This is a genomic window from Pseudomonas sp. 382, assembly GCF_002759075.1.
Lineage (GTDB): Bacteria > Pseudomonadota > Gammaproteobacteria > Pseudomonadales > Pseudomonadaceae > Aquipseudomonas > Aquipseudomonas vlassakiae.
Genome location: NZ_PEMX01000009.1, coordinates 180,469 through 207,465 on the forward strand (window position 1 = coordinate 180,469; position 26,997 = coordinate 207,465).

Genomic DNA, 26,997 nt, shown 5'->3' on the forward strand with positions numbered 1-26,997 from the left:
GACTGCGAGACAACGACCATGAACATGCAGACCAACCCCGCCGTACACACCAGCACACCCGTCGTCACCGACCTGCGCGTTATTCCCGTGGCTGGCCACGACAGCATGCTGCTCAACCTCAGTGGCGCCCACGGCCCGTACTTCACCCGCAACGTCGTGGTGCTGCGCGACAGTGCCGGCAACACCGGCCTTGGCGAAGTGCCCGGTGGCGAGAAGATCCGCCAGACCCTGGAAGATGCCCGCAGCCTGGTGGTCGGCCAGCCGATCGGCCACTACCAGCGCGTGCTCAACGCCATGCGCCAGACCTTCGCCAACCGCGACTCCGCTGGCCGTGGCCTGCAGACCTTCGACCTGCGCATCACCGTGCACGCGGTGACCGCCATCGAGTCGGCGCTGCTCGACCTGCTCGGCCAGCACCTCAATGTGCCGATGGCGGCACTGCTGGGTGAAGGCCAGCAGCGCGAGGCGGTGAAGATGCTCGGCTACCTGTTCTACATCGGCGACCGCCAGCAAACCGACCTGGCCTACCGCAACGAAGCCGATGCCGACGACGACTGGTTCCGCCTGCGCCACGAAAAGGCCCTGACCCCGGAAGCGGTGGTGCGCCTGGCCGAGGCCGCCAAGCAGCGCTATGGCCTCAGCGACTTCAAGCTCAAGGGTGGTGTGCTGCGTGGCGAGGAAGAAATGGAAGCGGTAACGGCCCTGGCCGAACGCTTCCCCGAAGCGCGTATCACCCTCGACCCGAACGGCGCCTGGTCGCTGAAAGAAGCCATCGCCCTGTGCCGCGACAAGCACGATGTGCTGGCCTACGCCGAAGACCCGTGCGGTGCCGAGAACGGCTATTCGGGCCGTGAGGTGATGGCCGAGTTCCGCCGTGCCACCGGCCTGCCGACGGCCACCAACATGATCGCCACCGACTGGCGGCAGATGGGCCATGCGATCCAGCTGCAGTCGGTGGACATCCCCTTGGCCGACCCACACTTCTGGACCTTGCAGGGTTCGGTGCGGGTGGCGCAGATGTGCCATGACTGGGGCCTGACCTGGGGCTCGCACTCGAATAATCACTTCGACATTTCGCTGGCGATGTTCACCCAGGTGGCGGCGGCGGCGCCGGGTGAAATCACTGCCATCGATACCCACTGGATCTGGCAGGACGGCCAGCGCCTGACCCGTGAGCCGCTGCGCATCGTCGACGGCCATGTGCGGGTGCCGGCGCGGCCGGGGCTGGGGGTGGAGCTGGATGAAGACCAGCTGGCCAAGGCCCACGAGTGCTACCGCAACATGGGGCTGGGGGCGCGGGATGACAGCGTGGCGATGCAGTTCCTGATTCCCGGTTGGAGCTTCGACAACAAACGGCCTTGCCTGGTGCGTTAAGGCTGCTGGCCCTTTCGCGGGCAAGCCCGCTCCCACAGGTACTGCACAAGACCCTGTGGGAGCGGGCTTGCCCGCGAAGAAACCATCACTATTTATCCTGCTTCAAAGAATGCCCGCGCCATCTCGACAAAGCCCCCCAGCACCGGGTTCGGGTTATCCCGGCAAAACGCCAGAAAGATCTCCGCCTGCTGCTCCATCCCCAGCAACGGCTTGAACACCACCTGTTCCAGCCGCAATGCCTGCGCCGAAGCCGGCACCACCGCGCAGCCCAGCCCGACATTGACCAGGCCCAGGATCGAATGCGTCTGCCCCAGCTGGTGCAGGTACCGCGGCTGCACCTCATGCCGGGCAAACAGATTGGCGATACGGTCATGGAAATAGCGTCCTTCGTTGGCGCTGTACATCACGAACGGCTGCTGGTCGAAATCGCTCGGCCTGAGCCGCTCGCGTGCCGCCAGCACATGCCCGGCGGGCAGGGCGGCGACGAAGGGTTCGCGGTGGATCGGCAGGTACTCCACGCGGGCGCTGGGCAGCACCTGGCGCACCAGGCCGACATCGATCAGGCCAGCTTCCAGGTCATGCACCTGGGTGGACGAGACCCGTTCGCTGAGCAGTAACTCGATGTCGGGCAAGGTCTGGCCGGCGTGCACCAGCAAGCGCGGGATCATGCTGTAGGCGCCGACGGCGGTGAAGCCCAGCGTCAGGCGACCTGCTTCGCCATGGGCGATACGCCGCGCCGACTGGCTGGCCGACTCGGCGACTTGCAGGATACGCCGGGCATCTTCGAGAAAACTTTGCCCGGCCAGAGTCAGGCGCGCCTGGCGGTTGTTGCGCTCCAGCAACAGCACTCCCAGAGAATGTTCCAGCAGCTGGATCTGCCGGCTCAGCGGTGGCTGGGTCATGTGCAGGCGGGTGGCGGCGCGGCCGAAATGCAGCTCCTCGGCGACGGCGACGAAGCAGCGCAACTGGTGCAGCTCCATGATTCAATTCCTGAATTATTCAATCCAGCATCTATATTAGACCTGTATCAAATGTGGGCCTAGCATCGAGTCATGTCTTCGAACTGCCGGATGCCCACGATGAACAACGACGCCATCGACGTGCTGCTGACCCAGCCCGTACCCGATGACATTGATGCCCAACTGGTGAGTACTTACCGGGTGCATCGGCTGTATCAGCATGACCACCCGCAACAGCTGCTCGGCGAGGTTGGCCCGCGCATTCGCGCGGTAGTCACTGGCGGCGCCAAGGGCTTGTCGAACGCGCTGATGGACCAGCTGCCCAGCCTTGAGATTGTCGCCATCAGTGGCATCGGCACCGACGCCGTGGACCTGCGCCACGCGGCCAGCCGCGGTATCCACGTAACCACCACGCCGGGCGTGCTCACCGCTGATGTGGCAGACCTGGCGATGGGCCTGATCATCAGCACCCTGCGCCGCCTGGGCGAAGGGGAGCGGCTGGTGCGCGACGGTTTGTGGGGTACGGTGGACCTGCCACTGGCGCGCAAGGTCAGCGGCATCGAACTGGGTATCGTCGGGCTCGGCGAGGTGGGCAAGGCCATTGCCCGGCGCGCCGCTGCATTCGACATGCGCATTGCCTACAACGGGCGGCGCGAGCAGCCAGAAACCGGCTACCGCTACGAACCCGACCTGATCGAGTTGGCGCGCTCGGTGGATGTGCTGGTGGTGTCGGCTTCAGCCGATGGCGGCCGGGTGCTGGTGACGGCGCAGGTGCTCGATGCACTGGGGCCGGAGGGGTACCTGGTCAATGTGTCGCGGGGCAAGTTGGTTGACGAGCACGCGCTGGTCGAGGCGTTGCGTGAACAGCGCATCGCCGGGGCCGGGCTGGATGTGTTCGTCGATGAGCCGTATGTGCCACCCGCGTTGCGTGACCTGAACCAGGTGAGCCTGCAGCCCCATCGCGGTAGCGCCACGCTGCAGACCCGGCTGGAAATGGGACGCATGGTGCTGAACAACCTTCAAGCCTGCTTCCGAGGCGAGATGCCGCCGAATCGGGTGATCGACCTCTAGGGCCCTTTTGCGGGTAAACCCGCTCCCACAGGGGCCGCACAGGATCGAGACCTGTGCAATTCCCTGTGGGAGCGGCTTTAGCCGCGAAGAGGCTGGCACAGGCAACACAAGGCCCAAGGGCCACACCTTCTCCGCACAAGAACAATCGCTTCCACCGAGAAGCAAGAGGGTCCACATGAACAGCAAATCCGCCGTCGCCCCATCGCAGGCCGTGGCCGGGGTCGGTCGCCATCGTTTCCTGGTCCTGGCGCTGATCTTCGTCATCACCGTGATCAACTACGCCGACCGCGCCACCCTGTCGATCACCGGCACCGAAGTGCTCAAAGACCTGGGCCTGGACCCTGTGATGCTGGGGATGATCTTCTCGGCCTTCGCCTGGGCCTATGCCCTGGGCCAGGTCCCCGGCGGCTGGCTGCTCGATCGCTTCGGCGCGCGCCGGGTGTATGGCCTCAGCCTGGTCCTGTGGTCGCTGTTCACGCTGCTGCAAGGCACCGTAGGCTGGCTGGGCCTGGCCGGGTTTTCCGCGGCAGTGACGCTGTTCTCCATGCGCTTCATGCTCGGCCTGGTGGAGTCGCCCGCGTTCCCGGCCAACTCACGCATCGTCAGCTGCTGGTTCCCCACCCGTGAGCGCGGCACGGCCTCTGCCTTGTTCAATTCGGCGCAGTACATGGCCGTGGTGGTGTTCACCCCGCTGATGGCATGGATGACCCACAGCCTGAGCTGGGAACAGGTGTTCATCTGGATGGGCGTGCTGGGGCTGCTGCTGAGCGTGGCGTGGTTCCGCCTTTATCACGAACCGCACAGCGCGCCGGGGTTGAGCCGCGAAGAGCTGGACTACATGCGCGAGGGCGGCGCCCTGGTCGACCTGGAGAAGGAACGCAAGACCGCCAAGAGCAAACCGACCCGTGCCGAGATCGCACAGCTGTTCACCAGCCGCAACCTGTGGGCGGTGTACCTGGGCCAGTACTGCATCACCGCGCTCACTTATTTCTTCATCACCTGGTTCCCGATCTACCTGATCAAGGGCCGTGGCATGACCATCATGGAAGCCGGCTGGGTCGCTGCGCTGCCAGCCATCTGCGGTTTCACCGGCGGCATCCTCGGCGGCTTCGTTTCGGACTGCCTGATCCGCCACGGCGTACACCCGTCGAAGGCACGCAAGACCCCGTTCGTGATCGGCATGGCGCTGTCCACCAGCCTGGTGCTGGCCAACTATGTGGACGGCAACGCGGCGGTGATCGCTCTGATGACCCTGGCGTTCTTCGGCAAGGGCCTGGCGGCGGTGGGCTGGGCGGTGCTGTCGGATGTGGCGCCGAAGAAGATGGTCGGCCTGTGTGGTGGCGTGTTCAACGGCATCGGCAATATCGCGGGCATCGTCACCCCGCTGGTGATCGGTTACGTGGTTGCCAGCACCGGTTCGTTCCACAACGCACTCTGGTTCGTGGCCGCCCATGGCGTGCTGGGGATCTTCGCTTACCTGTTGCTGGCCAGGCGTTTCGAGCGCACTGGGCAGGCGTAGGCAGACGCCTGAGCAACAGAGGCCCCGGGAGACCGGGGCTTTTTTGTTTGCATTGAGACTTGAATGGGCTTTACCGGCCTCTTCGCGGGCACGCCCGCTCCCACAGGTATTACACAAGATCTGAAATGTGTGCGGTCCCTGTGGGAGCGGGCGTGCCCGCGAAAGGGCCGGGCCTGCCAACACACATCCAGATGAAAACTAAAGCGCCAGATGGATCCCTGGCGTGATCGGATATGCCATTCGCGACATCTGGCGCTCAGGGAAATGCCCTGTCGTGATCGAACAGTTCCGAGGCGTTCTCGTGTAATTTCCCGCAGCCTTACGGGGCTTAAATGAAGCCCGAACCACACCGGCATCTTGCTCTGTGACGTGTGCCAAAGATCAACAACAGCGCACCAGCAACGTGTCGACTTCCTGATTTGAAAGGAGATATTTTCGCCTACGCCTGCCCGTCCTTCCTTGTGTCAGCAAAAAGAGAACAAGATCAATGAACACCGTGGGATCTGATGGCAACCTTGCACAAGGTTTCAAGCCACGTCATGTAACGATGCTGTCCATTGCCGGCATCATCGGTGCCGGACTTTTCGTAGGCTCCGGGCACGCCATCGCGGCTGCCGGGCCAGCCACCATACTTTCCTACTTCGTGGCCGGGACCCTGGTGGTACTGGTCATGCGCATGCTCGGCGAAATGGCCGTGGCGCATCCGGACACGGGATCGTTCTCCACCTACGCTGACCAGGCCATCGGCCGCTGGGCCGGCTATACCATCGGCTGGTTGTACTGGTGGTTCTGGGTGCTGGTGATCCCGATCGAGGCATTGGCGGCAGGGCACGTGCTCAACGCCTGGTTCCCCGGTATCCCCAGCTGGATCTTCGCCCTCGCCTCGGTGCTGTTGCTGGCGGGCACCAACCTGTTCAGCGTGGCCAAGTACGGCGAGTTCGAGTTCTGGTTCGCCATCCTCAAGGTCACCGCCATTCTCGGTTTCATCGGCCTTGGCTTCGCTGCGCTGCTGGGCTGGCTGCCCGAGCGTGAAGTCAGTGGGCTGAGCGGGCTGATGGCCGAACATGGTGGCTTCGTGCCCAAGGGCTGGTCGGCGGTGGTCGGCGCGTTCATCACAGTGATGTTCAGCTTCATCGGCACCGAGGCCGTGACCATCGCCGCGTCCGAATCCAGCGACCCATCGCGCAACATCGCCAAGGCCACCCGTTCGGTGATCTGGCGGATCAGCACCTTCTACATCCTGTCGATCTTCGTGATCATCTCGGTGGTGCCGTGGAACGATCCACAGCTGGCAGTGGTGGGTTCTTACCAGCGTGCGCTGGAAATCATGAACATCCCCAATGCGGCTTTCATGGTCGACCTGGTGGTGCTGGTGGCCGTGACCAGCTGCATGAACTCGTCGATCTACATCGCCTCGCGGATGATGTACTCGCTGGCCAAGCGCGGCGACGCCCCGGCGCTGCTGAACAAGACCTCCAAGGTCGGCGTGCCACGCGCCGCAGTATTCGGCAGCACCCTGATCGGCGCCGCCATCGCCATCCTCAACTATTTCGCACCCAAGGGCGTGTTCGAGTTCCTGCTGGCCAGCTCCGGCGCCATCGCGCTGCTGGTTTACATGGTCATCGCCATCTCCCAGCTGCGCATGCGCCGCCGCCTGGAGCGCGAGAACACGGAGCTCAAGTTCCGCATGTGGTTGTTCCCGTACCTGACCTGGGCGGTCATCATTTTCATCGCCGGCGCGCTGGCCGTGATGATGTACACGCCTGAACACCGGGCGGAAGTGAGTTCGACCTTGGGCCTGGCGATCGTGATTTCCTTCCTGGGAATCGTGACCTCCCGGGGCCATGCGCAAACGGTGGGGGCGAGGTCGATGGGGTGATTGAATTCACCTTGCAACAAAGGCGAGGGCACCCAGTGGATGGGTGCCCTTTGCTTTTTGAAACACTGGGGCGATTCGGTGGTCAGCCAACTGGCCGCACATCTCGCCCAAACGCAGCCGGGGCTGCGCGGTTTCACCCGCGCGAATCTGTTCCGGATGCGTCAGTTCTACGAGTCATATCAGGGTGACGAGAAAGTCGCACCACTGGTGCGACAATTATTCTGGAGTCATAACCTCATCATCATGGGGCAGTGCAAGCAGTGCGATGAGTGCGAGTTCTATGTGCGCATGGCCGTTCAGGAGCGGTGGTCGAGGCGTGAGCTTGAGCGACAGTTGAAGGCAGCGTTGTATGAACGCAGCATCGCCAGTCCGGCAAAAGTCTCAGCAGCGCTGAGACAGAATTATCCTGCTGCCATGGATGTTTTCCGGGAGAGACTTCTGCTTCGTGGGCTTCCAGCAAGGACGACGAGGTGGTCGAATACGCGCTCAACCGCAGCTTGTCACCCGCTTTGATTGCGGAGTACCAGACACGACTGCCAGACAAGGCACTACTGCAGGCCAAGTTGCACGAGTTCTACGCCTTGGGAACTGTTTCTGATGACGGCGCTTGAGCTCGGGTCAAACTATCGTACCCCTCGTGCAGCAGGCCTTCATGGATGGATGCCAGGCGCTGCTACGCTGTGCCTGAAGCGCGGCCCTGGTGTTCGCTGAGCTTGTTGGTGCGCTGCTGAACTGCTCGCTGCCCACCTGGGTGTTGAAGACAGCGCGCTGATATGGCCCATTGCAACTATCTTTCCCGTGCGCCACAACTATTTGAATGTGAAGATGTCACTCTCAACAGACTGGCGCCCACCTGAGGATGCCGACCTTAACGCACAGGAGCGAAAGGCACATGGCAGCATTGCAAGGCAGCACGTTGGAAGCAATCAAGGTAAACCAGGCTCAGCTGATCAATGGGTGGCTTGCGGCCCTGGAAGCCAGCGGCGCCACGCGCAACATCAAAGAGCAGACGCTCAACCAGGAAGCCCGCGAATTCATCCAGCTGCTGTCGCAAGGCATGCAATCGGATGGCGACAGCAATGTCGCCACGGGTGAATGGGAGGAAACCCGGCGCTTTTTGGAGAAGTTGTCTGCCAGCCGCGCCCAGCTCGGTCATGATTCGCACCAGACGGTGTTCTTCATCTTCGCCCTCAAAGGCCCGTTGTTTGGCTTGCTCCAGGCCCATTACAGCGATGAGCCTGCGCGCCTCGCCGAGCAGCAGTGGGCCATCTCTGAACTGCTCGACAGCCTGGGCATGCACACCATGCGCACCTACCAGAAAACCCGCGAAGCGGTGATCAAGCGTCAGCAGGAAGAGCTGCTGGAGCTATCCACCCCCGTGGTCAAACTGTGGGACGGCGTGGTGGCGCTGCCGCTGATCGGCACCCTGGACTCGCAACGCAGCCAGACCGTGATGGAATCGTTGCTGCAACGCATCGTCGACACCGGTTCGGAAATCGCCATCATCGATATCACCGGCGTGCCGACCGTCGATACCCTGGTCGCCCAGCACCTGCTCAAGACGGTGACTGCAATCCGCCTGATGGGGGCCGACTGCATCATCAGTGGGGTGCGCCCACAGATCGCCCAGACCATCGTTCACCTGGGGCTCGACCTGGGCACGCTGACCACCAAGGCCAACCTTGCCGACGCGCTGAAACTGGCCCTGTCACGCCTGGGTGTGAGCCTGGCCGAGCGGGGATAAGGCCATGGAACGCATACCGATCCTGCAAATGGGCGAATTCTTGCTGGTGACCATTCAGGTCGACATGCATGACGAACTGGCCATGCGCCTGCAGGACGATCTTACCGACCGTATCAGCAGCACCTCGGCCCGTGGCGTGCTGATCGACATTTCAGCACTCGACATGGTCGACTCCTTCATCGGCCGGATGATCGCCGACATCGCCAGCCTGTCGCGGCTGATGGACGCCCAGGTGATGGTGGTTGGCATGCAGCCAGCGGTGGCCATCACCCTGGTGGAGCTGGGCCTGAACCTGCCCGGTGTCAGCACGGCATTGAACGTCGAGCGTGGCATGCAGCGCCTGCGCCAGACCGTGAGGCGTGTATGAATGCCCATGACAGTGGCAGTCTGCCGGTGCGTATCGAGCAGGACGTGGTGCTGGCCCGTCAATTGGCCCGCAAGCTGGCCGGCGAATGCGGCATGCGCCTGGTGGACCTGACCAAACTGGTGACCGCGGTCAGCGAGCTGGCGCGCAACACCGTGGTCTACGGCGGTGGCGGCGACATGGACTGGCAGGTGCTGGAAGAGGCCGGGCGAACCGGCTTGCGCCTGGTGTTCCGCGATGAAGGCCCGGGCATCCCCGACATCAACCTGGCGCTGACCGACGGCTGGACCTCCGGCAATGGTCTGGGCCTTGGCCTGACCGGAGCCAGGCGGCTAGTCGACGAATTTGAACTGGACACCGCGCCAGGCGAGGGCACACGAGTGACGATCACGCGATGGGCATGAACATCCATGCCAGCCTCACGCTGGTGTTGCCGCTGGAAGACAGCAGCCAGGTCGGCCACGCCCGGCGCATGGCGCAGAAACTGGCCGAGCAACAAGGCTTCGACAGTGAAGATGCCGGGCGCGTGGCCCTGCTGGCGACCGAACTGAGCAGCAATGTGCTCAAGCATGCACAACGCGGCGAGCTGCACCTGCGCGCGATACCCGGCGCCAACGGCTGCGGCGTCGAACTGCTGGCCGTGGACCGGGCGCAGGGCTTCGATACCGCCACCTGCCTGGCCGACGGTTATTCCACCGGCGGCACCCAAGGCATTGGCCTGGGTGCCATTGCGCGCCTGGCGCAGGTGTTCGACGTATATACCGATGCGCGAGGTTCGGTGATCATGGCGCGCTTGTACCGGCGCCAGGACGCCGGTCACGACATCCGTATCGGCGTGAGCCATCACGCCCTGCGTGACGACCCGGCCTGTGGCGACACCTGGCACGTGGCGATCGACGGCGACCGCCTCAGCGCGCTGCTGGTGGATGGCCTGGGCCACGGGCCAGATGCCGAGACGGCCGCGCAGGCAGGAGCTGTGGCCTTCGCTGCCGATGCATTCATCGATCCGCTGCTGCTGATCGAGCGGCTGCACCGGGCAATGGCCGGCACCCGCGGTGGCGCGGTCGCCATCGCCCAGCATGATGCCAGCCAGAACCGCCTGTCCTTCGCCGGCATCGGCAATATCGGCGCCAGCCTGATCCAGGGCGCCCAGGCACGTGGCCTGGCCTCGCTGCCGGGCATTGTCGGCGGCCAGTACCGCAAGGCGCAGGCCTTCGACTACGCTCAGGTAAACGGCAACCTGCTCATCCTGTACAGCGACGGCCTGCAATCGCGCTGGAACCTTCAAGACTACCCTGGCCTGGTGCATCGCCATCCGGCCGTGATCGCGACCGTGCTGCACCGTGATTTCTGCCGTGGGCGGGATGATGTGACAGTGCTGGTCGTCGACCTGGAGCCCACCCATGGCTGAACCCTTGACCGACCCAGTGGCACTGGTCGCCCGCCTGCAGGCCGAAAACCAGGCACTGCGCGCCGAACTCGACGAGACCAACCAGGGCGTGCTGGCGCTGTATGCCGAACTGGACATCCAGGCTGAACAACTGCGCCAGGCTTCGGACCTGAAAAGCCGCTTCCTGTCCTACATGAGCCACGAATTCCGCACACCGCTGGGCTCGATCCTGAGCATCACCAGCCTGCTGGCCGACGAACTGGATGGCCCCTTGTCCGAAGAGCAGCACCGCCAGGTCGCGTTCGTCAGTACCGCCACCCGCGAGCTGTCGGACATGGTCGACGACCTCCTCGACCTGGCCAAGATCGAGGCCGGGCGCATCACCATTTCGCCGGCCTGGTTCGACATGCTCGACCTGTTCGCGGCCCTGCGCGGAATGTTCCGGCCAATTGTCGACGCCAGCGCGGTGGACCTGATTTTCGAAGAGCCGGTCGGCCTGCCAAGGTTGTACACCGACGACAAGAAGCTTGCGCAGATCCTGCGCAACTTCATCTCCAACGCCGTGAAATTCACCTCGCGCGGAGAGGTGCGCGTTTCTGCCCGACTGCAAGGCGAAAACAAGATCCGCTTCGCCGTCAGCGATACCGGCATCGGCATCCCTACCGGGCTGTTGAACACCTTGTTCGAGGATTTCGCCCAGGTCGACTCGCCGCTGCAGAAACGCCTGCGCGGCACCGGCCTGGGGCTGTCGCTGTGCAAGCGCTTCGCCACGCTGCTGGGCGGTGAGGTGGGCGTGACCAGCGAACCAGGGATCGGTTCATGCTTCTTCGTGATCATCCCGCTGGCCCTGGCCCAGGAGAACGCCGATGAAACCTGATGTGCGCCTGCTGATCGTCGACGACAACGCGGCTACCCGCTACGCCTTGCGCCGGCGGTTGGGCGTGCATGGCTATGAGGTGCTCGAAGCCGGCACCGGCGGCGAAGGGTTGGCGCTGATCAGGGAGCAGCAGGTGGATGCACTCATCCTCGACGTCAACCTGCCCGACATGAGCGGTTTCGACATCGTTCGCCTGCTGCGCCAGGACCCGGGCACAGCCTTGTTGCCGGTGATCCACGTGTCGGCAGCATCGATCCAGAGCGGCGACATCATCACCGGCCTCAACGCCGGTGCCGATGCCTACCTGATCCACCCGGTCGACCCGGACGTATTGCTGGCCACCCTGCGTACGCTGTTGCGGGTACGCGACAGCGAACGTGCGCTGCGCGAAAGCGAGGCGCGTTTTCAGGAAATCTTCCGCAGCGTATCGGCGCCTATCGCCGTGCTCGACGCCGAGTTCAAGGTGCATGAATGCAACCACGCATTCGCCCACCTGATGCAGGACAACCGCGACCCGCAGCAACTGCGCGAGTGCTTTGCCGAAGGCCAGGCACTGGTGCTGGAAGAACTGCGCGAGCACCTGCGCGCCGGCAAGCGCTGGCGCGGCAACCTGGGCATGCGCCTGCACGGCGAGCGGCGCGATACCGAATGGCAGCTGTCACCGTATCGCGCGCCTGGGCTTTGCCTGGTGTTCATCGAAGACATCACCGAGCACCTCCATCGCGAACGCTCGCATCTGGCGCGCCTGGACGACGCCACCACGCAGTTGGCCAAGGAAGTCGCCGAGCACGCGCGCACCGAGGCCCAGTTGCTGCAGTTGCAGAAGATGGAAGCCCTGGGCAGCCTGACCGGTGGCATCGCCCATGACTTCAACAACCTGCTGACGGGGGTGATCACCAGCCTCGAGCTGATCCGCAAACGCGTCACCGAAGGCCGCATGGAAAAGGTGCCGAAATACGTCGATGCAGCGCTCAGTTCCGCCAACAGCGCCGCCGTGCTGACCCACCGCCTGTTGGCCTTCGCTCGCCAGCAACCGCTGGACACCCGGCCGGTGGACGTCAATCAGCACGTCAGCTCGCTGGAGGAGCTGCTAACCCGCACCATCGGCGAACGCGTCACCCTCAGCCTGGATTTGTCTACCCATCCTGCCATCGCCCTGGTCGACCCCGTGCAGCTGGAAAGTGCCGTGCTCAACCTGGTGATCAACGCCCGTGATGCCCTGCCCAAGGGCGGGCAGATCTGGGTCAAGACCTGTATGGCGTTGGTCCATGGCGACCCCAACCTGCAAGACGGTCCCTATGTAGCGGTGACGGTGCGTGACAACGGCAGCGGCATCGAGCCTGATGTGCTCGACAAGGTTTTCGACCCGTTCTTCACTACCAAACCGCTGGGCCAGGGGACCGGTTTGGGGCTGTCGACCATATACGGCTTCGCCCGGCAGTCGGGCGGCCACGTAGTGCTGCGCAGCGTATTGGGTGAAGGCACCGAAGTGACCCTGATGTTGCCCGCCACCGAGGATATCGCCGTGCCCCCGCACCGCGAAGTGGCGGAAGATGCCCGCGGCAATGGCGAGCATGTGCTGATTGTCGAGTACATGGCTTCGGTGCGCCTGTCGGTGGCCGAGGCACTGACCGATGCGGGGTACCGCTGCACACTGGCTTCGACGATCGACGAGGCGCTTTTCCATCTGCGGCATGAACCAGGGCCGGATTTGCTGTTGACCGATGTGGGGCTGCCGACCCTGAGCGGGCGCGAACTGGCGGATATGGCCAGGGTTTGCAGGCCAGGGTTGCCGGTGGTTTTCATGACCGGGTATGCCGATGAAGCGCTGGACCGGCAGGCGTTTCTGGGGGTGGGGATGGATATGCTGGTGAAGCCGTTTCGGTTGGGCGAGTTGCTGGACAAGGTGAGGCGGGCGGTGGGGCGCGTTTGAACAGCCGCCCTCAAGAGCAGAGCGGCTTGAAGTTGTTTCAAGGCGTTGTGTAAAGGCCCGGCCCGGCCTGGCAGGCCAGGCGGAGCATGCTGCGGGTCAGTGCAGCGCCTGCGGATCGATGGGTTTCTGAATCCGGACACAAAAAAAGACGCCCTAGGGCGTCTTCTTTTTTGGAATTTGGTGGGCCGGGGTAATTTGAAACAAGTCGGTATCTATCTGTTTTGGCTAGTAAATAATTTTTAGATCAACTTGCTTGGAATACCAGTTGGAACGCTGAGTGGCCTGGATTCCGATGGACGGTGCTTTTTGAGAACCGCGCCCAAAAACGAATCGGGATAAAGCAGATGGTCGCACTGTTGATTGTTGCCCCTGCGCTCGCCGGCACAGGGGCTCCTAGCAAACGATACCGTCAATGATTGCTGTGTTGGCTAAGCCGACTCTCGAAGTATTGCGCCGTCTCTTTGTCGGTGCAGTACAGGTAGCAACCCTTCATCCCCCTTGTCATCAGGGTTCGGTACGTATTTTTGATGATCAGATCTGTTTCACTTTTCGCGAGGGTAGGTTGCTCTTTCATCATTTTTTTCCAGCCGCGAATCGATTTATCGTGCTTGTCGCGCTCATCCGGGGAGGTCACTACCTGACCGTCACGTACGACCAGATCTGGTCCGATAATCACCCCGATGTAGTCGACTTCCAAACCTTGGCAGGTATGAATGCAGCCAACCTGCTCGATGGAGTTTTCAGCGATGATCCATAGGCTGCCATCCTGATCCAGATTCCATTGGCGTTTGTAGTCACCAATCACGATATCAGCGGCGGCGGGGTCTTTCTTGCTCAACCAAGGCCAGCAATAGCCCGCGACCACACGAGCTTTGTTTCCGTGGTTTTTCTCGTTGATTGCTTCATGCATCGCTTGGGGTGAGTCGAACACCTTAAACTCGTACTCTTGAGTCTCAAGCGTCGGATTTGCCGTCGAGCGAATGCCTAGCGTGTCATCCAGCCATGCCAGGTAACCGTCAGAACCACTGCAGCGAAACTGCGAAGACAGCACGTGTTCTTCAACCACAGCACCCTTGGCCTTTGCAAAGGCGCGTATCGCCTGCTTGCTGCCGATATCGCTCAAGGTTACACGCTGGTCTTCATCAATGAAGAAAATTGAGCATTTAGCTGAATCAATCAGCTCCTTGATCTGGTTTTCCCCAAGGTTTCCATAAAGCCCGCTTTTCTCATTCAGCCGATGAGCTTCGTCCACGATAAGCGCATCGAATGTGTTGGGCTCAGTGTCGATGAATGCCCCAGAGCCTGAAAAGAAATTCGAGAAATGGCTGCGCTTGATGGTGCCAACCAGTTTGCTTTCGTAGACCTTGCGTGGGGCAGCATTCTTGGAGACGTATTTGCTCATCAGCTTCAATTCGGTGAGCTTCACCAGCAGATTGATAGCGAGAACAGTTTTCCCGGTGCCCGGTCCACCTTCGATGATCATCACCTTGGGTGCTTGGTCCGAGGCCTCGCTTGCCGCCGCCAGTGCCGACTCAAAAATTGCTTTCTGATCGTCAATCAATACGAACTCGGGTTTGCCTCTCATCAACCCACCGAGGGCTTCGGCTAGCGCCTTGGACGGGCGAATTTTTCCTTCGGACAGCTCGTAAAGAACCTCTTTGTTGTCGCCATGACTTATATGCTTCTTCAGAAAGCTTCTGAGTTTACTGAGCTCTTCCGGGCCTTTCAGAAACAGCGGAGCCTTGCTGATGTGGGGCTCGTAGTGAGCTGAATCTATAACCCCGTCGCTGACGTAGTTATGGAGGTAGGCACACGGACGGATTTCGATGCTTTTGTCATACACCGCCTCGTTGAAGCCTTCCAGCAGAGCTGCATATGACCATACCTGATAGGATGGGTGAATGGTCTCGATGAGGCCGCCACCCAACGCCGTTTTGACGATGGCATCCTTGGCTGTGGCGTTGGCCTTACTCCATTGCTTCAGCTCTATCAGTACGGCCTTTTTTGCCTGGTTTTCGTCGCGACCGGTGAGTAGAAAGTCGATTCGCTTCGACGACTGTGGAATGTGCAATTCAATTGCCAGGCCTGCGTCGCTCGGCAGGCCCTCATCTCTAAGGACCTTGGCCATGTACGTTAGGGATCCTTGCCACGACCTGATTTCCGATGTGCCAACATTCTTTCCGGTAGCTTCCTTGTAATGCCTGAGGATCACTTCCTCAATGTCATCGTTATCGTTGTCTTTAAGAAATTGCTGTTTGGTCGCAGCGTAGACGATCACGGGCTGTCCTTGGATTCGAGTTGTTCAGAGTCGGTCGTACTTTTTGCTGCTGCTTTTGGCTTTATCCACAGGGTATTTCTGGCCGTTCGAGGCGAGTTTCCGTGTCACCGCCTCGTTGAGGTCGATGCCGAGCACGCTGCTCAGGCGAACCAGGTACATCAGTACGTCCGCCAATTCGTCTTTTACGGCGAGGCCGATTTCGGGATCTTTAGCTACGGAGAGCGAATCGGCATCGCTCATCCATTGGAAAATCTCGCACAGCTCTCCTACCTCACCAGTGAGCGCCAGGATGAGATTCTTTGGGGAGTGGAACTGCTGCCAGTCGCGATCATCTGCGAAACGCTGAAGGGATGCGGCAAGCTTCACTACGTCAACCAGTGGTGCGGATGATGTGTCTGAGTCACTCACGGAGCTATCTCTTGAGTATCGGGGGGGGGGGCAAAAAAATGTGTAGGAAATCTGGCCTAAGATTGTAAGAGTTTTCGCTGCTTGCGCAGCTTTTTTGTGTTTTTCTCACACGCTTTCTGCTGGCCGCATTGCTCGTCAGTGTTCGCTAGGTACTTTGAGCGTGGCTAAATAGGCCGCGACGACCTCACGCCCGCCGACTAGCGGCCTTTTCTCGCTCTGTTCGTTGGTTTTCAGGCTGGACCGATTCTGGTTGCAGGTGATGGCAATTGGCACCAGACGAACGGTTTCTTGCTGAGAGGGCATAGGATTCGCGGTGCTGGAATTTGGTGGGTTTTCGAGCGTACCCCATACAGTAGCTATATATTATTTGGTTCTTTGTGGAGTTCGCTGGAATCGAACTGGGGTGCGTCAGGACGCTCAGAGCTGGAAGGATAATTTTGCACTGCATTCTATTCATGCCCTTGCACCTCTTGATTGCCTCAGCTGATTTATGAGAAGAGGGAATTTGAGGTGCTGCGGTCAGGTTTTAATATCAATCTATAAAAAGTTTATTTGATGTCTATGTATTTCCTGATTTCAAATTGTGTAAGGTCATCTTGAGAGATTAGATAATTGTAAAAGTCGGCGTTGTATTTTATTTCGCCCAGCTCAGTTATTGAGATATTGTCTGTCTGCTTGTCACGTTCCAGCTTATTGACTAAGGCTCCGCTTATTCCCATTTTGACAAATTTAGTGTTTGTTTTTTTGGTGGTTCCGTAGATGTGTAGGTTGTACTCATTTTCAGTTAGAAGGCGCAAGTCATAGAGAGCCTTTACATATTCATTCAGTTGATAAGAAACAAAGTCGCTTTCTATCTTTATTTTTACAAGTGCTAGATTTACCAATTCCTTATCTGTTTTTTTTGAAAGATCAACATATACGTTGTTTCCGTAAGTTCCATCGTCCCTGGTCTTGGCTATTTCACCGTAAGACGTACCAATAAAGAACTCTTTTCCGCTTTCGTTAGATTTTATGCTATGGAAAAATTTGACTGTTTCTGCTAAGTGATCTTTAAGATTTAAGCGATGTAAATTTCTTATGAATAGCTTGTAGAAATCGCGAGCTTTTGGGTGCTGAAGACGAAGGAATGCTGCATCTGAAACCTGACTTTCAAGAGACTTGATGAAGTACAAGTAAACTTTATCAATTACGTCGGCGATAGCCCACTCTTCGCTAGAAGGGATCGTGTAGAGTCGCTGTTCAAGTAATTGGAAAATTGATTCTGCATTATGGTAAACAGTAGAAATCCCTGATTCCATAAGTGTATGCTTTACTTTGCTATCCTCAATTCCGTCGTGATTTATCAGAAAGTCCTCTTTATTTTTCAAGTATTCAAATTGACTGATCTTGCGCTCTAGGTGATTTATATCCTCTTGGTCTGAGTTTTCTCGTGCCGCATCTAATGTCTTATGGATTTTGTCTAGATCAAAGCTTAGTAGTAGAGGGTTTTCCACTTTATCCTTGAATGCGCCGTTTTTCAGAAGTCTTATTTTGTTCTCCATTTTTCCACCCTTCCTGTTAAACTGGTCTGAGTTAACAAAGTGTATGGGCGGTACGAGTCTCTCAAGCGATCGTCTGCTGTCGTCGAATACATCGTTAAGTCTGTTGACTCTGCCGATTAAATTGGTTAGTGACTTCGCATCAAGGTCGTAAGTGTTCAAGATGTAAAGGTTGTCAATAGGTAAATTGACACCCTCAAGAATTACCGAATTTGCAACCATGTATCCTAAATCTTTGATTTTGGAGAATTTGTGCTCCAAGTACTCCTTTATAAGGTCTGGCAGTTTCCCATGTAAATAAATCAATCCCTTTTTTATGTGATCTACGCAATAAAAATCACTGTGAACGTTGTTTGAAATGATTTCAGATAGTTCATTTAGTGTGGCCGAGTTTTTATACTTAAGGCCCTTGCTTAGCAACATAGAAAGTTCTTCAACCCTCTTGGGAGCCCTAAGATATAAAAAATTCTTGTCTTTTCCCTTACCTATGATGTACCTAACAATGTCTTCCTCAAAGCCAGATTTATAGAACTCATCTAAGAATCTGTTGTATGTATATTGATCCCCATTTGTCCTGAGCTCATATATTTCTGGCTCTTTAATATTGCTTGATATGCGGCGCTCAAAAAAACTTTGGCCTTCATGTATTTTGAGATTGTCTGTGTCAGAGATTAATGGGGATAGATAATAGTTCTTTGAGTTTGGATTCCTTAGGCGATTTCTACGTATCAGCCTAGTCAAAAGTATACTGCGTCCATCCATTTCGAATAGGTTGTGGGCTTCATCAATTACTAGCAGTTCGAAAGAAATGTCGCTATTTTTTAAAAGCCGAAGCGCTCTCTCTTGGGTAAAAATCGCAATAAACTCCCCTTCACCGTCGTACATTTCATCATGAAATATAACGTGACGTTGCGGAAAGTTTTCTTTGATTAATTTGTATGTTTGAATGAGTAGCGACTTGGTCGGTACGATGATTGCAACAGTCTTGGGGTTCCCTGATTTTATGATGTCTGTGATTAGTGTGCTTTTTCCAAACGAGGTGGGCGCTATATAGCAGTTTTCTTTGCTGTCACTACTAATTATTTGTTCTCGATATTTTTTTTGTTCGTAGGTTTCAGTGATGTCATTTCTAATGAATTTGTCTAACTGGTATTCTAAAGTGAAATTTGTACTCGTTGAATTGTCGGTTAACTTGTTTTTTGATATGTACTTTGCTACTGGATAGATGCCAAAGTTTGAGCTTGCGTCTAATAGTGGTTGGTAGTAATCATTGTTTATGGCACATTTCAAAGTTATGTAATACGCTATTTCGAAATAGGTAGATTTTCGTTTGTCACCGTTGTATTCGTCGAAAAATACAATTGCACAGCTTAGGATGAATTCCAGCTCTCTATCGTCTAGCTCGATGTTGAGTGAGGTTTTTCTCATGACCTCCGAGAAGAGTTCATTGTCCTTTAGCCAAGTTAGGCTGATTGGCATATTACTTCTCCAGATACTGTATAAAGCTACTAAGGCTTGACTTTGTTAAGCACATGGCTTTTGTGGTCTTTCCGTCGAATTTCAACACAAAGCTATTGTCGCTTAGGATTTCATGGCTTATCTTTGCTTCCCATGAGTTATTTAGGAATATCGTTGAGCATGTTATTATGTTGAACTCATTTATTTTGTTAAATGTGCCCTTGTCAAACATGTCTTGAAGGGCTTTTATTTTCTTTCTTATTGATTTTTCTGTCCCTACATCTGCATGGGATGCGTGATTGTAGGCGTTTTTCCATGGGTTGTTTTTGCCTTTATCACTTTTTCCAGCAACATATTTTGCCAAATCAGCATATGCATGCTTCAACTTATCTTTATGGCTTATTTGTTTGGTGTTGATAGAGCCGGATTTACTTTCAAGCAGGTAGGTTTCGGAGTCCTTAGAGAAAAATCCATCAAAACCTTTTTTTATTGAGCCCTCTTCTAGATTGAAAAATAGGAACTCTTGCTTGTATCCAACGGTTCTCAAATATAGGTGCGCGAAAAGTTCAGCAGTGGCTCCCATGCGAGTATTTTCGTCTTTATCCGCAAGGAACTGCTTTAACCTTATTTTTACTAGTTCTAGTTCGCTGTCAGAGCTTCCCTCACATATTGATACCAGAAATTCATCTAGGTATTTTGTGATTTTGGTATCTAGCAACTTTATGTCAATGACATGAAGTTCGTGCTGTGGCGATATTGGCTTTATTTCGACTGGAAGCATTTCAATAGCCCAGATTTGTTAGCTAGGTTAGATAGTAGGCACGACAAGTCTTAGGTCATTTCGCAGAACCTCGCCTGTGTAGTATTTCCAGATATATCTTATACGAGATAAAGCGGGGGGCTGTAGGTCCGTTAGCCGATCTTTCAGATTACCGGGTTTAGCGAGAGTCGATCCTGAGACGATAGGTTTAGCGTCTTTAGCCGGACGAGAAAATGCACAAACGGAAAAATCAAGTATAGGTAGCCCTATAAGTGGGTCCCGATCGAGGGGGAGATCCATTTCTTCACCTTCTCAAAAATTCTTAACCACTTGCATAGTACCAAAAAACAGGCGTGTGGCACTATGGCATTACGGTGCGTTAGGTGCATTATCTTGCAATGACCGAGGAAAATTTTTGAAATTAGGTGGTTAAGGATTGATGGTTTATAGAGGGTGTTTCATATGTAGTTAAAAGTTGTAGCTTTTGTTTTTAATGGCAGTGCAGTGTTGGCAGATATAATTTATCGGGCTAAATATGCTTGGGGTCAGACTCAGATGAATCTCTTGTGGCATTAAATTTGGTAAAAAACCTCAAAGCACATTGTTGCAGGAAAAATAAAGCCCAACACTAAGGTCGGGCTTTTGTTTGGGGTGCAATTTAGGATCATTTCGATGTGAATGCTGAGTGATCAATCGACTTTTTTCTTAGCTTGCCTCGCTCTTTGCCTATCCTGTACTAGGCGCGCCGCGTAGTCTGCGTACTTACGTGTAACTAAGTTTTTACGTGCCTGGAATAATCCGCGGAAATGTTTTTCGAAGTCACGCTCAAATGTCTTAGGGCTTACGACCAAATCATGAGTCGCATCAGCGAGATATCCAACAAGCGAATATTTGATACGAAGTGATAAGGCATTTTCGTTGTTTATCAGCTTATATTTCTCCTGCTCGACAGCCGTGTTGTCGCTGTTGAGCGGGTAGAACCACTGACCGTGTGCTAACTTGTTTCGTATCTCAATGATGATACGTAGCTCTTTCTCAAGGACATCGTGCAGCGCATGTCGTCTAGCCGCGTGCGCAACACCAATATTGTCAGCGTTAAGTTCAGCTTTAGGCTTATTATGGTGTTTGCGAAATGCTAGATCGATTGTATTTGTCCATCGATCAAGCTGAGTCGAGAAAGACTCAATGCGTTGTCGCTCAGAATCGGTGAAGCCAAACTCTTCATTTAAGAGTTTGTTCAGCCTAGTTTCAGCCCACGACCCAATTAAAAATGCATGGAGACGATTGAGCGTCCTTAGACTTCGCTGAGGATCACTGGAGGCGATAGCTGCTGTTGTTAAGCGAGCTACCTGTGAAATCGCTAGTTCAAGTTCTTTGAGGTTAGCGACATGGTATTTGTAGATTTTTGAAGGGTTTCTAGTCATAAATTAGATATCCACCGCCAAAGATCACTCTCAGAATGATCTTTGGCGGTGAGGAATCGAACCTCACAATACTCTTCCGAGGAAGCGTGTTACCTTTACACCATCGCCCGCCCAGAATGATAATGATCTTTCAAGGCTTGTCAAACATTTTCAAATGTCATGGTGTAGTCCGTGAACAGAGTGTATTCATTTGGTTGGTTAGCTTAGAGGTTATCACTCAAATGAGTGCAGTTTTCGTGCACGCTGAGGCCTTGAAAATCGCGTGACCAATCAATCCATCATGCAGCGTGCATCGACTCTCGAGCGGACGCCGCCCTCAGCAACTGAAAACCCATGACTTCTTTAACCTACGAACGAGTAGCCTCGCAGTCAGCACGTAGTAATATCGAGTTTCCAGACTGTAATTGCTCAGGTTATGCTCAAGAAACCAAGCCAAGTGTTTTCTCCTCCAAGCCCAAGGCGTCTCTCGCTTCCATCGCTCGGCGATGGTGGATCGGATAATACTCGCTTGCCGCAGATGGCGTTGCCGCGTCGCAAGTGACCCGGTCAGCACGCCAGCCAAGAACAGCTCCATATCGAATGGCTTACTCATGACTGCCTTCCGATGTACGCGGCGATCACATCGATTCGACCATGCCCCAGTTCATAGCTGATTTGCCTTCGGGCTTGACGATCAAGTTGCCGATCTATTTGGCAACATTGGCCCCCGTTGATAGGCGCAGGGTGTTGAGTGATTTGCTCATAGCGTTCACATGCGTACGCCGCTCGTAGCTCATGGAAGCCCTTGAGGTTGTGTGCATGCAGGATGTCCCGCGCCGGGCGGATGCTTTCTTGCAGAAGACTCAGGTAGCTTTCGTGTGAGGCAATCAGGTTGCGGCTACTTGCAGGCGACACTTGCCGTGCAAACTCAAGAGCAACTCGAACATTGTCGTTCACTGCAATCCAACGTGGCGCCGAGGCGCCAGCGCGGCCACCTTTGGTGCCGTCCTGGATGTTGATCCTGCCTAGGTCTTCAGCCTCACGGCTCAGCCGTGGCAGGTCAGCTAGGATGGCCTCACGCAAACGCATGCCGGTGGCTCGCGCCAACAGGACGATCGCGGCGGCTCGTAGCTGATGCTGGCTGCAAAGCGCATTGATGATCTGCTTGACCTGTTCACGGTTTTGGCCCTGTGGCATCGACTGGCGAACTCCGGTGCGCTGCATACCCAACGCTTTGCTCGGACTGGGTAATTTCACGCATTGATCACCGCGAAGCGCTGCCATGGTCCTGTTAACACTGGATAGGCGGTTTTGTGCGGTGCTGACAGCAAGGTCACCGCGCCCAACCACGTCGCGCAGATCCGCCGCATAGTCGGCCAACACTTTCCGATCAATCTGCCGCGCATCATTGATACCGGGCCCCTGTTCGGAGCGACACCAATTGACGAATGCCTGACACCGATCACTGTGCGCCTTGACCGTGCCGTAGTGGCCACCGCCAAACATTTCTTTCAGCGCTTGCGGCCCCGCGTAGCTCAACTGCCTGCAGTAGCCGAAATTACGGCCATCGCGTCTACCCACCAAAGCCATATCGGTCACCTCATGTTCAGCTCTCCAGTCCTCGCCCCACGTCATCCCGCCAAGAATGCTGAGTGTTATCAGGGATCAAGGCCCCTGCGACCTGTGGGGATGTCCACTAACGCGGGACTGACGGCTCTTTACGACCGGGAGCTTGGGCATCTCATGATCTGGCCTCCTGAGCACCGTTACCGGTGGGCGGGTGGAGGCTGCATTGGCTGACGAGACCAGTGCCTGAAGATCCTGAGCCAGGTGTAAGCAGCAATGCGATGACCGGGGCATGCCTGACTGTCAGTCAGGTGCAGTCCATTCCCTGGTCTGCGGCACCATCATCTACAGCGCTGTTGCTGGTGACATCAGCGTTTGTCACGCCGATTGTCATGAGGAGGGTTGCGGCAACGCCCCGTTCTATATGGGCTGCAGCAGTGCTAGAAGCGCCCGTCTCTTTCCAGGAGAAAGAGACGGGCGCAGGTTGGCGCAAGATTCTGCCAAGCGGATAGGTTGCTGCAGGGCAGCGAAGTAGCAAGTGTCGTCTGGCGCACGAGGGCCATGATCTGAAGTAGGCATCCATCACCGGGGAGGTGACCGGGCGAGCTACCGGATGCGAATCGCCATTTGGGGGGAGAACCACCGCGAGAACGGCGTGACCTTCAAGGTTCGGGTCACCTGGGTTGCTGTCATCGACAGCGCTTGCAAGGCCAGTTCTACGCCTGTGGATAAACCGGGTCAAGGTTCGAAATTCAGGGTCACATTGGACTTGAAGAACGATTGTCCATCGGTGTAACTCCGTGGCGAACCGCGGACAGCGTGGTTGCTTTTAGCTCTTCAAAGTAAGGTCCATCCAAACAGGGCGGCTTTGCAGCCCTGTTTGGATGGACCCGCGCTAAGAAGCGGAAAAGCGAGGCTGCTCGCCCTGAATCTTGAACGCTCAATTGTTGTTGCTGGCGTTGATGCGCCTGCATAGCACTAGCGTATCGGCACCACGTTCTTGTCTCTGACTTGGCCGTACGCTGAGGCAAGCAAGCTACCGGTCGCTGCTTTCTGTATGTACTCACTCCACCAAGCCATCATCGGTCGGCGACGCTCAATGTAGTCGGCTCGGTTGTAGGCGCTGCGCACCTCATCCTTGTCGACATGCGCCAGTGCGACCTCAATAAGCTCCGGGTCCCAGCCATGCTCATTCAAGATGGTGCTGGCCATCGAGCGCATGCCGTGGCTGACTAAGCGATCTTGGAAGCCCATGCGCTTCAACGCCATGTTGGCCGTTTGGCTATTGGCGTGGGTGCGTGGATTTCTGTCTGCCGGGAAGACGTATTCGCGATGGCCGCTGTGAGTCTTTAGTGACTACAACAGTGCGACAGCGTGATCACTCAACGGAATGCTGTGTGGGCGGCGTTTCTTCATCCGCTCTGCTGGGATGGTCCAGGCCCGCCTATCAAAGTCGATGTCTGCCCAGCGAGTGGTTGCCGCCTCGGCAGGGCGAGTCATCGTGTGCAACTGCCATTCGATCAGGCAGCGGGTGGTGCGTTTGATACTGGCGTTCGCGATCTCCAGCATGAGCTCGGGGAGCTCCTCGGGTGGAAGCGCGGCCATGTTCTCTTTCTTGGGCTTCTTGAATACCGCTCGGATACCGCTGAGCGGGTTGGCGAAGATCAAGCCGGAATTGACCGTAGGTCATGATCTCGTTTAGCCGCTGGCTAAGACGCTTGACCGTCTCCAGGCTGCCTTTCGCTTCGATAGGACGAAGCAATGCGATCACCATCGGCGCGGTGATTTTCACCAGTGGTGTCGTTTTCAAGTCGGGAAACACATGCAGCGTTAGCGACCGCCAGATGTCCTCGGCGTAGGCCGGGGTGACCGAGTCTTTTTTGAGCTCGAACCAGGCGGTGGCCACGTTCTCGAAGGTGTGTTCCGTTTCTGCGCGCTTGGCTTCATTCAGCGTATTTCGCTGCACCTTCGGATCGATGCCTTGGGCGAGCAGCTCGCGTGCATCGACTGCCATCTTTCGTGCATTCGCCAGTGACAGTTCGGGATAGGTCCCGAAGCCGATGTTGATGCGCTTTTTGGTCACCGGTTCGCGGTAGTTGAAATTCCACAGCAACGAGCCGTTGCTGCGTACGCGGAGCTGCAAACCGTCACCGTCCGTGAGGACGTAATCCTTGGACGCGGGTTTGACTCCCTTGAGCTGTCGATCGGAGAGGCGGAGGTTTTGAGCAGGCATGAGATTGTCCTCAGGCACTGATTCGGTATTCCAAAGATTAGCACCAGGTGAGCTGGAATACCGTCTGGAATACCCGAATGGCTGGAACTCAAAAACTCTCCAAAGACCGCAAAAGCTCTGGAAGCCGCGTATTTACTGGATCGCAGGCACAAAAAAAGACGTCCGTGGACGTCTTTTTTTGATCATTTGGTGGAGCCGGGGGGATTTGAACCCCCGTCGAGACCCTATTATTCAGGGTTTACAGAGTGAATGCTGTCAAAACCCTGTCATTTCAAGGTAAGAAGATCATCTAGCCGATCCAGGCGACGATCATGCTTCTCTTTTAGCGCACGCCAGACCGTAATGGCTGCGTTATAGTAGACCACGGAGAATCCACCTTTTCCTGCTAATAAGTCTTTCAAGCATTGGTTTCGCATGTTCAATTCACTGCGTTCATATCGAATATTTTTCGTTGTGGGACAGTATTTCTCGATCAAAGTTTTAGTCTGATTCTGATACTCGTCTGATGTGGCCAGAACAAACTTTCCGTAGTTTTGGACTGCAAAGTGCACTACGTCCATCTCATCGGCATTCATTGAGTTGCAAGTGGCGGCAATTCGATCTTTACTGATTGTGAGGGCTTTATAATAAGTTTTAAAGATTTTGACTGCGTGTGTTATGCCAGCTTTATTTTTAATTCCTATTTTCTTTATCATTCGATCCAAGGCAGGAATTATTAAAGTTCTCTCCACCAGTTCTGGATTGATTTCATGTAGCAACTGGATGACCACGTCGGAGCGCATTCTGTTCCAATACCTATCTACTAGGCGCTGCTGGACATCCGGCGCTGCGCTGGATATATACAGCGCTACAAAATACTCTTGAAAGCTTCTGTGGGTGAATGCCACCTCAAGCCCGTCTTCAATCAGCATACAAACAGCATTAAGTGAATCGGATAATATGTCTTCAGGGCTGAATTGTAGGCGCGTAGATTCTTGTGCTTTCGCAAAGTATTTCAAGCAGTCGGTTCTACTGGCGCTAAAAACCTGCTTGTCATATGTTTGCAAGGAAAATATTGAGAAAATTCTTGAGAAATCTAAAATATCTAATTTTGTAAGAAAATCTCGACTGTATCCACCTTTGTACGAGTCGTGTTTAATGAATAAGGCTTCGAAGGCCTGGTTGTAAAAAACACTCAATTTGTTTGGGATTGTTGCGTACTCACCATATGTTAGTAACATGATGGAGAGAAGAAGCGGGTTTGACAGAAAAGATTTGTGTTTCTCAAACAGAGTGGCTTCTAAGTCTTTCGAGAAATTGTTTTTTATGTCATCATCAAATTCCAACTTTTTGACCAATTCTTGCGCTTGCTTCAGATTCAATGGTGCGACTGACAGCGTCATGAATTCATCCATACCTGATAAGGTATTATCAGGTCTTGAAGATATGATGACTGGGCAGCTCGGATATTTATTTGAAAGCTGCTTGATCTCTCTGGAGAGCTTCGTTCGCTTACTATGGATTACCTCATCGTATCCATCCAGAAAAAAACAAAACGTACCATTTTTTTTAGAAGACTCCACCAACCCTCCGTCGATGCGGAAACCATAGGCCTCTAATGTTTCGCTTATGAAGTCCTTAAGTGTGATAGACTGCTGGTTTAGGTCGCGCAGTTCCAAAAGTATTGGGACATACAATCCGCTATTGATGCAGTCCAGGAATAAATGTTTGAGTAGAACGCTTTTTCCAGATCCACCGCTTCCTGATATCACCAACGTTCGGCTGTGAGATACACATTTCTGAATATCAGGTGCTTCGATTTCTTTTGCTTGGTATTGAAGGCTAATTGGGACGTAGTACTTATAGATATCGGTCGGCTGGCGTATAAAAAAGGATTTACCTTTGGAATGCTTTTCTGCGGCTCTTGTTAAATAAGTTGAATAAGCGCTTTTTATATTGATCTTCAGTGCTTCGTCTGCAGATTTGTATATTCTTGAGATTTTGTCCCAGTTTTTTGCCAGAAAGTTTGCCGCAGATACTGTATTAGGTTCCATCCTGGTAATCTCAGTTGAGTTAAAGGCGTTATGCTATCACTCTCCCTCTGAAGTAAACAGGATTGCTTCACTATCCGTCCTAGGGATTCTCCGATCAAGTCAGCACAGGCCATCTGACCTGTGCTGAAATAGCCCTCCGTCCAACTGCCTTCTACAAGTCTGCCATCCCATGAGTCAGATGAGCTTTTCCGATTTCGAGTACGCCGGCAA

At 55.4% G+C, this 26,997-nt stretch carries 19 protein-coding genes, 1 tRNA gene and 2 pseudogenes; 11 read left to right on the top strand and 11 right to left on the bottom strand.

Annotated features, from left to right (window positions below; translation table 11 throughout):
• Nucleotides 1-18: 18 nt before the first annotated feature.
• Nucleotides 19-1,374, top strand: coding sequence for a glucarate dehydratase (gene gudD, locus CQW31_RS13390; protein ID WP_099814675.1), 1,356 nt, complete (start codon nucleotides 19-21; stop codon nucleotides 1,372-1,374).
• 92 nt (nucleotides 1,375-1,466) lie between these two features.
• Here gudD and CQW31_RS13395 read toward each other — a convergent pair whose 3' ends face one another.
• Nucleotides 1,467-2,354: a LysR substrate-binding domain-containing protein gene (locus CQW31_RS13395; protein WP_054883947.1), complete on the bottom strand. Its 888-nt coding sequence runs from the start codon at nucleotides 2,352-2,354 to the stop codon at nucleotides 1,467-1,469.
• Between the two features lie 99 nt (nucleotides 2,355-2,453).
• Between CQW31_RS13395 and CQW31_RS13400 the strand changes: the two genes are divergently transcribed.
• From CQW31_RS13400 to CQW31_RS13445, 10 genes and pseudogenes are all read left to right on the top strand, one after another.
• Complete coding sequence (locus CQW31_RS13400; RefSeq protein ID WP_099814676.1) at nucleotides 2,454-3,404, top strand: 2-hydroxyacid dehydrogenase; 951 nt, start codon at nucleotides 2,454-2,456, stop codon at nucleotides 3,402-3,404.
• Between the two features lie 175 nt (nucleotides 3,405-3,579).
• Nucleotides 3,580-4,923 (top strand): MFS transporter, encoded by a 1,344-nt coding sequence (locus CQW31_RS13405; protein ID WP_099814677.1) that lies wholly within the window; start codon nucleotides 3,580-3,582, stop codon nucleotides 4,921-4,923.
• A gap of 487 nt (nucleotides 4,924-5,410) precedes the next feature.
• Nucleotides 5,411-6,802 carry a GABA permease gene (gene gabP, locus CQW31_RS13410; RefSeq protein ID WP_054883950.1) on the top strand — a complete coding sequence of 464 codons (1,392 nt, stop codon included), beginning with the start codon at nucleotides 5,411-5,413 and terminating at the stop codon, nucleotides 6,800-6,802.
• 39 nt (nucleotides 6,803-6,841) lie between these two features.
• A pseudogene (locus tag CQW31_RS13415) lies at nucleotides 6,842-7,413 on the top strand (DUF1016 N-terminal domain-containing protein).
• A 281-nt stretch (nucleotides 7,414-7,694) separates the two neighbouring features.
• The gene (locus tag CQW31_RS13420; protein ID WP_054883951.1) at nucleotides 7,695-8,546 is read left to right on the top strand and encodes an STAS domain-containing protein; all 852 of its coding nucleotides are present in this window, start codon (nucleotides 7,695-7,697) and stop codon (nucleotides 8,544-8,546) included.
• 4 nt (nucleotides 8,547-8,550) lie between these two features.
• Nucleotides 8,551-8,913: an STAS domain-containing protein gene (locus CQW31_RS13425; protein WP_054883952.1), complete on the top strand. Its 363-nt coding sequence runs from the start codon at nucleotides 8,551-8,553 to the stop codon at nucleotides 8,911-8,913.
• Nucleotides 8,910-9,314: an anti-sigma regulatory factor gene (locus CQW31_RS13430; RefSeq protein ID WP_054883953.1), complete on the top strand. Its 405-nt coding sequence runs from the start codon at nucleotides 8,910-8,912 to the stop codon at nucleotides 9,312-9,314. Before CQW31_RS13425 ends, CQW31_RS13430 begins: the two co-directional genes overlap by 4 nt.
• The gene (locus CQW31_RS13435) at nucleotides 9,311-10,321 is read left to right on the top strand and encodes an ATP-binding protein (protein WP_099814692.1); all 1,011 of its coding nucleotides are present in this window, start codon (nucleotides 9,311-9,313) and stop codon (nucleotides 10,319-10,321) included. Before CQW31_RS13430 ends, CQW31_RS13435 begins: the two co-directional genes overlap by 4 nt.
• A complete protein-coding gene (locus CQW31_RS13440; protein WP_054883954.1) occupies nucleotides 10,314-11,177 on the top strand; it encodes a sensor histidine kinase KdpD in 864 nt (287 codons plus the stop codon). Before CQW31_RS13435 ends, CQW31_RS13440 begins: the two co-directional genes overlap by 8 nt.
• On the top strand, nucleotides 11,167-13,110 hold the full coding sequence (locus CQW31_RS13445; protein WP_099814678.1) for a response regulator: 1,944 nt from the start codon (nucleotides 11,167-11,169) through the stop codon (nucleotides 13,108-13,110). The genes CQW31_RS13440 and CQW31_RS13445 overlap by 11 nt, the downstream gene beginning before the upstream one ends.
• Nucleotides 13,111-13,519: 409 nt before the next feature.
• Here the strand turns inward: CQW31_RS13445 and CQW31_RS13450 are convergent, their stop codons facing one another.
• From CQW31_RS13450 to CQW31_RS13495, 10 genes and pseudogenes are all read right to left on the bottom strand, one after another.
• Nucleotides 13,520-15,388, bottom strand: coding sequence for a DUF2075 domain-containing protein (locus CQW31_RS13450; RefSeq protein WP_099814679.1), 1,869 nt, complete (start codon nucleotides 15,386-15,388; stop codon nucleotides 13,520-13,522).
• Nucleotides 15,389-15,412: 24 nt separating this feature from the next.
• Nucleotides 15,413-15,796 carry a nucleotide pyrophosphohydrolase gene (locus tag CQW31_RS13455; protein ID WP_090365758.1) on the bottom strand — a complete coding sequence of 128 codons (384 nt, stop codon included), beginning with the start codon at nucleotides 15,794-15,796 and terminating at the stop codon, nucleotides 15,413-15,415.
• Nucleotides 15,797-16,344: 548 nt separating this feature from the next.
• Complete coding sequence (locus CQW31_RS13460; protein WP_099814680.1) at nucleotides 16,345-18,813, bottom strand: DEAD/DEAH box helicase; 2,469 nt, start codon at nucleotides 18,811-18,813, stop codon at nucleotides 16,345-16,347.
• 1 nt (nucleotide 18,814) lies between these two features.
• Nucleotides 18,815-19,573 (bottom strand): hypothetical protein, encoded by a 759-nt coding sequence (locus CQW31_RS13465; protein WP_099814681.1) that lies wholly within the window; start codon nucleotides 19,571-19,573, stop codon nucleotides 18,815-18,817.
• Nucleotides 19,574-20,241: 668 nt separating this feature from the next.
• A complete protein-coding gene (locus CQW31_RS13470) occupies nucleotides 20,242-20,976 on the bottom strand; it encodes a hypothetical protein (RefSeq protein WP_099814682.1) in 735 nt (244 codons plus the stop codon).
• A gap of 42 nt (nucleotides 20,977-21,018) precedes the next feature.
• Nucleotides 21,019-21,086: transfer RNA gene (locus CQW31_RS31155), tRNA-OTHER, on the bottom strand.
• 206 nt (nucleotides 21,087-21,292) lie between these two features.
• Nucleotides 21,293-21,568 (bottom strand): hypothetical protein, encoded by a 276-nt coding sequence (locus CQW31_RS31635; RefSeq protein WP_099814683.1) that lies wholly within the window; start codon nucleotides 21,566-21,568, stop codon nucleotides 21,293-21,295.
• Nucleotides 21,565-22,545: an integrase domain-containing protein gene (locus CQW31_RS13480; RefSeq protein WP_099814684.1), complete on the bottom strand. Its 981-nt coding sequence runs from the start codon at nucleotides 22,543-22,545 to the stop codon at nucleotides 21,565-21,567. Before CQW31_RS13480 ends, CQW31_RS31635 begins: the two co-directional genes overlap by 4 nt.
• 954 nt (nucleotides 22,546-23,499) lie before the next feature.
• Nucleotides 23,500-24,754: pseudogene (locus CQW31_RS13490) on the bottom strand (integrase domain-containing protein).
• 266 nt (nucleotides 24,755-25,020) lie between these two features.
• Nucleotides 25,021-26,787 carry an NACHT domain-containing NTPase gene (locus CQW31_RS13495; RefSeq protein ID WP_099814685.1) on the bottom strand — a complete coding sequence of 589 codons (1,767 nt, stop codon included), beginning with the start codon at nucleotides 26,785-26,787 and terminating at the stop codon, nucleotides 25,021-25,023.
• Nucleotides 26,788-26,997: the final 210 nt, after the last annotated feature.